The organism is Protofrankia sp. CiP1_Cm_nod2 (assembly GCF_920664355.1).
GTDB lineage: Bacteria > Actinomycetota > Actinomycetes > Frankiales > Frankiaceae > Protofrankia.
This window is the reverse complement of sequence record NZ_CAKKTL010000317.1, coordinates 1-5,014: the sequence shown is the minus strand read 5'-3', so window position 1 is coordinate 5,014 and position 5,014 is coordinate 1. Positions and strand designations below refer to the sequence as shown.

3 protein-coding genes are annotated in these 5,014 nt (G+C 69.7%); 1 reads left to right on the top strand and 2 read right to left on the bottom strand.

The annotated features are described in order from the left end of the window. The first annotated feature begins 224 nt into the window (after positions 1–224). A complete protein-coding gene (locus tag NBW84_RS22495) occupies positions 225–1,199 on the top strand; it encodes a zinc-binding dehydrogenase (RefSeq protein ID WP_250287204.1) in 975 nt (324 codons plus the stop codon). A 131-nt stretch (positions 1,200–1,330) separates the two neighbouring features. On the opposite strand, the gene NBW84_RS22490 is transcribed toward NBW84_RS22495, so the two are convergent. Both NBW84_RS22490 and NBW84_RS22485 read right to left on the bottom strand, forming a co-directional pair. Then, entirely contained in the window at positions 1,331–1,507 is a 177-nt protein-coding gene (locus NBW84_RS22490; RefSeq protein ID WP_013872471.1) for a DUF6104 family protein, read from the bottom strand. A 68-nt stretch (positions 1,508–1,575) separates the two neighbouring features. Continuing rightward, on the bottom strand, positions 1,576–5,014 hold a 3,439-nt coding region (locus tag NBW84_RS22485), incomplete at its 5' end, for a multifunctional oxoglutarate decarboxylase/oxoglutarate dehydrogenase thiamine pyrophosphate-binding subunit/dihydrolipoyllysine-residue succinyltransferase subunit (protein WP_250287201.1).

Here is a 5,014-nt window from a genome sequence, read left to right as displayed (position 1 = left end):
GTAAGATCGTCGGCAGCGTCAGATGTGTATAAGAGACAGCCCTTGCCGTGCGACGCAGGCGGTGTAGTGCACATGGTTTTTCATGTGTGCGTAGTTATTTGGTAGTTTATTTGTTGTTTTTCTGATGGATGTGGATGGGGAAATTCTGACTGCTCTTCCGGGTCGGTTCCTCCCGGTCGATGTGATCACGAGCGTCACGTCAGCTGTGGCTTTACTGTTGATTGGTGCTCGCTGTCGCCGCTGTGTCCCTGAACGCCGACGATCCCCTCTCCGGTCTGGATGTCGGTGAGCAGGCCGCCCCCGACGTCCCCGACGGCTGGACGACCGTGTCCGTCCGGGCCGCGACGCTCAACCATCATGATCTTTTCAGTCTGCGCGGGGTTGGGCTGCCCACGGAGCGGCTGCCGATGATCCTCGGCTGCGACGCGGCCGGGGTGAGCGCGGACGGCGACGAGGTGATCGTCCACGCGGTCATCGGTGACCCGGCCGCCGGCGGCGGGGACGAGACCCTCGACCCGCGGCGGACGCTGCTGTCGGAGCTGTACCCCGGCACCCTGGCCGAGACGGTGGCGGTACCGCGGCGCAACCTGGTGCCCAAGCCGCCCTCGCTGTCGTTCGAGGAGGCCGCCTGCCTGCCCACCGCGTGGCTGACGGCCTACCGGATGGTCGTCCACCGGTCCGCCCTGCCGGCCGCCGGCGGCGGCACGCTGCTGGTGCAGGGCGCCGGCGGCGGGGTGTCCACGGCCGCGATCATCCTTGGGAAGGCCGCCGGCCACACCGTTCTCGTCACCTCCAGGGACGCCGCCAAGCGGGAGCTGGCACTGAAGATCGGTGCGGACGAGGCGTTCGAGCCCGGCGCTCGGCTGCCGGTCAAGGCCGACGCGGTGATCGAGACCGTGGGGGCGGCGACCTGGGGGCACTCCCTGCGGGCGCTGCGGCCCGGCGGCCGGATCGTCTGCTCGGGCACGACCACCGGCGCCAACCCGCCGGCCGAGCTCAACCGGCTGTTCTTCCTCCAGCTCTCCGTCGTCGGCTCCACCATGGGCACCCGGGACGAGCTGGCCGAGCTCGCCGCCTTCATCGACCGGACCGGGGTCCGTCCGATCATCAACGACGTCCGTCCGCTCGCCGACGCCCGCGCGTCGTTCGAGAAACTCGCCCGCGGGGACGTCTTCGGCAAGCTCGTCCTCACCGTCTGAGCTGCCTGACCGTCTGAGCTGCCTGGATCATTTGCGTCCGCCCGGAACAGGCGAAAAACGGCACGCGAAAAGGCGGGTATGGGCCGAAACCGGTCCGTACCCGCCTTTTCTTTTTCTTTCGGCCGCCCGGTTCAGTCGTCCAGGTCGTCGAGGCGGGCCAGGTAGGTGGCCAGCTCCTCGACCGCGTCCTCGTACTGGGGATGCAGGTCGACGAACGTGCGCAGCTGGTCGGCGAGCCAGTCGAGCGTCACGGACTCCTCACCGCGACGCTGCGACAGCTCCTCGACACCCCGGTCGGTGAAATACACCGCGTACCCCGCCCCACACTGAGATGACAGTCCTGGAGATGACAGCCCTGCTGGGATGAGAAAGAAGGCTACCCGGCGAACGCGTCCTCGAGCAGCTTCGCCTGCTCCTTCTCATGCCGCGAGGAGGAACCGGAGGCCGGCGCGGCCGACGCGTTGCGGGAGGCCCGGCGCAGCACCAGGCCGGCGGGCAACGCCGCCGGCAGGTGGATGGCCATGTGCGGGTAGGCACCCTGGTTGGCGGGTTCCTCCTGCACCCAGATCACCTCGGTGAGGTCCGGGTAGGCCGCCAGCACCGTGCGCAGCTCCTCGACCGGGGTCGGGTAGAGCTGCTCGACGCGGACGAGCGCGGTGTCGGTGATCTCCTGCTTGGCCCGCGTGGCCAGCAGGTCGTAGTAGACCTTCCCACTGGACAGCAGCACCCGGCGGATGCCGGCGCGGTCACCGACAGTCGCGTCGTCGATGACCGGCAGCCACGACCCGCCGGTCAGCTCCTCGACCGTCGACGTCGCCGCCTTCAGCCGCAGCATCGACTTGGGGGTGAAGACGACCAGCGGGCGGCGCACCGGCGAGAGTGCCTGCCGGCGCAGCAGGTGGAAGTAGCTCGCCGGGCTGGACGGGGCCGAGACCAGCATGTTGTTCTCGGCGCACAGGCTGAGGAACCGCTCGATCCGCGCCGAGGAGTGGTCCGGTCCCTGCCCCTCGTAGCCGTGCGGGAGCAGCAGGCCGACCGCGCTGCGCTGCCCCCACTTGGCCTCGCCCGCCGCGATGAACTCGTCGATGATCGACTGTGCGCCGTTGACGAAGTCGCCGAACTGGGCCTCCCACAGCACGAGCGCGTCCGGCCGGGCCACCGAGTAGCCGTACTCGAAGCCCATCGCGGCGAACTCGGACAGCAGCGAGTCGTGGACGTAGAAGGTGCCGGCGCCCGGCTCGGCCTCCAGCGACTTCAGCGGCGAGTACTCCTCGGCGGTGTGCCGGTCGACCAGGACGGCGTGCCGCTGGCCGAAGGTGCCGCGCCGGCTGTCCTGCCCGGCGAGGCGGATGGGCCGCCCGTCCAGCAGGATCGAGCCGAACGCGATGGTCTCGGCGCATGCCCAGTCGATCGCCCCGGTGGCGACCATCTGGGCCCGTCGCTCGAGCTGCGGGCGCAGCCTCGGGTGGACGGTGAACCCCTCCGGCAGCGTGGTCTGGGTGTCGATGACCTTCTTGACGACGTCCAGCGACACGGCGGTGGACACCGCGGCCGCGGCGGCGGCTTCCGCCGGGGTCGTCACCAGCAGGGGCTGGCCGGCCGGCCGGCTGGTGGTGTCACGGGTTTCCGCGAACGCCTTCTCCAGCTGCGCCGAGTAGTTCTTCATGGCCTGCTCGGCCTCGGCCGGGGTGATGTCGCCGCGGCCGATCAGCGCCTCGGTGTAGAGCTTGCGCACCGACCGCTTCGTGGCGATGGTGTCGTACATCAGCGGCTGGGTGAACGACGGCTCGTCCATCTCGTTGTGGCCGCGCCGCCGGTAGCACACCATGTCGATCACGACGTCCTTGTGGAACGCCTGCCGGAACTCGAAGGCCAGCCGCGCGACGCGCACACACGCCTCGGGGTCGTCCCCGTTGACGTGGAAGATCGGCGCCTGCACCATCCGGGCGACGTCGGTGGCGTACACCGACGACCGGCTGGAGACCGGCGAGGTCGTGAACCCGACCTGGTTGTTGATGACGAGGTGCACGGTGCCGCCGGTGCGGTAGCCGCGCAGCTGGGAGAGGTTCAGCGTCTCGGCGACCACGCCCTGGCCGGCGAAGGCGGCGTCCCCGTGGATGAGCACGGGCAGGACGGTGAAGCCCTCCGGGCCCTTGTTGAGCAGGTCCTGTCTGGCGCGGACGACACCTTCGAGCACCGGGTCGACCGCCTCCAGGTGGGAGGGGTTGGACACCAGGGAGACCGCCACCTCGCGGCCGTCGGGGACGGTGTAGACACCCTCGGCGCCGAGGTGGTACTTGACGTCACCCGAGCCGTGCGCGGTCTGCGGGTCGACGTACCCCTCGAACTCGGCGAAGATCTGCCGGTAGGACTTGCCGATGATGTTCGCCAGGACGTTGAGGCGGCCGCGGTGGGCCATCCCGAAGGCGACCTCGTCCATGCCGGCATCGGCGGCCCGCTGCAGGACCTCGTCCAGCAGCGGGATCGCCGACTCCCCGCCTTCGAGGGAGAAACGCCGCTGCCCGACGTACTTGGTCTGCAGGAAGGACTCGAACGCCTCGGCCGCGCCCAGCCGCTCGAGGACGTGCAGCTGCTCGGCGGGGTCGGGGCGCTCGGCGGAACGCTCGACCCGCTGCTGGATCCAGACCCGCTCGTCCGGCTCCTGGATGTGCATGTACTCGATGCCGACCCGGCGGCAGTACGAATCCCGCAGGACGCCCAGAATGTCGCGCAGGGTCATCGTCCGCTGGCCGGCGAAGCCGTCGACGGGGAACTCGCGGTCGAGGTCCCACAGGGTCAGCCCGTGGCTGATGATGTCGAGGTCGGGGTGGCTGCGGATGGCGAACTCGAGCGGGTTGGTGTCGGCCATCAGGTGGCCGCGGACCCGGTAGGCGTGGATCAGCTCCAGCACCCGGGTGCCGTGGTCGAGATCGCCCTCGTGGGACGAGGTGATGTCGGCGACCCACTGCACCGGCTCGTACGGGACGCGCAGCGAGCGGAAGACCTCCTCGTAGAAGTCGTCCGCCCCCAGCAGCAGCTGGTGGATGCGGCGCAGGTACTCGCCGGACTGCGCACCCTGGATGATCCGGTGGTCGTACGTGCTGGTCAGCGTAATGATCTTTGAGACGGCCAGTCTCGACAGGGTCTCCTGGGAGGCGCCCTGGAACTCGGCCGGGTACTCCATCGCGCCGACCCCGATGATCGTCCCCTGGCCCTGCATCAGGCGGGGTACCGAGTGCACGGTGCCGATACCGCCGGGGTTGGTCAGCGTGATCGTCACGTCGGTGAAGTCGTCCGCCGTGATCTTGTTTGTCCGGGCGCGCCGGACGAGGTCCTCGTAGGTGAGCCAGAACTGGCTGAAGTCCAGCGTCTCGGCCTGCTTGATCGCGGCGACGACGAGCTGGCGCGAGGAGCCCTTGACCAGGTCGATGGCGATGCCCAGGTTGACGTGTTCCGGCGTGACCAGGGCGGGCTTGCCGCCGGCCTCGGTGTAGGAGGAGTTCATCACCGGCGCGGCCTGCAGCGCCTTGACCATGGCGTAGCCGATCAGGTGCGTGAACGACACCTTGCCGCCGCGGGAACGGGCCAGATGCCGGTTGATGACGATCCGGTTGTCCGCGAGGAGCTTGGCGGGCACCGCCCGCACCGACGTCGCGGTGGGGACGTGCAGTGACGTCTCCATGTTCGCGACGACGCGCGCGGCGGCGCCTCGCAGCGGTGACGTCGAGGCACCGCCGCCCGCGGCGGAAGCGCTCTGGCCGGCCGCTGGTGCGGCCGTTGCCGCCGGCGTGCCGGCCGCGGGGACCGCGGGAGCC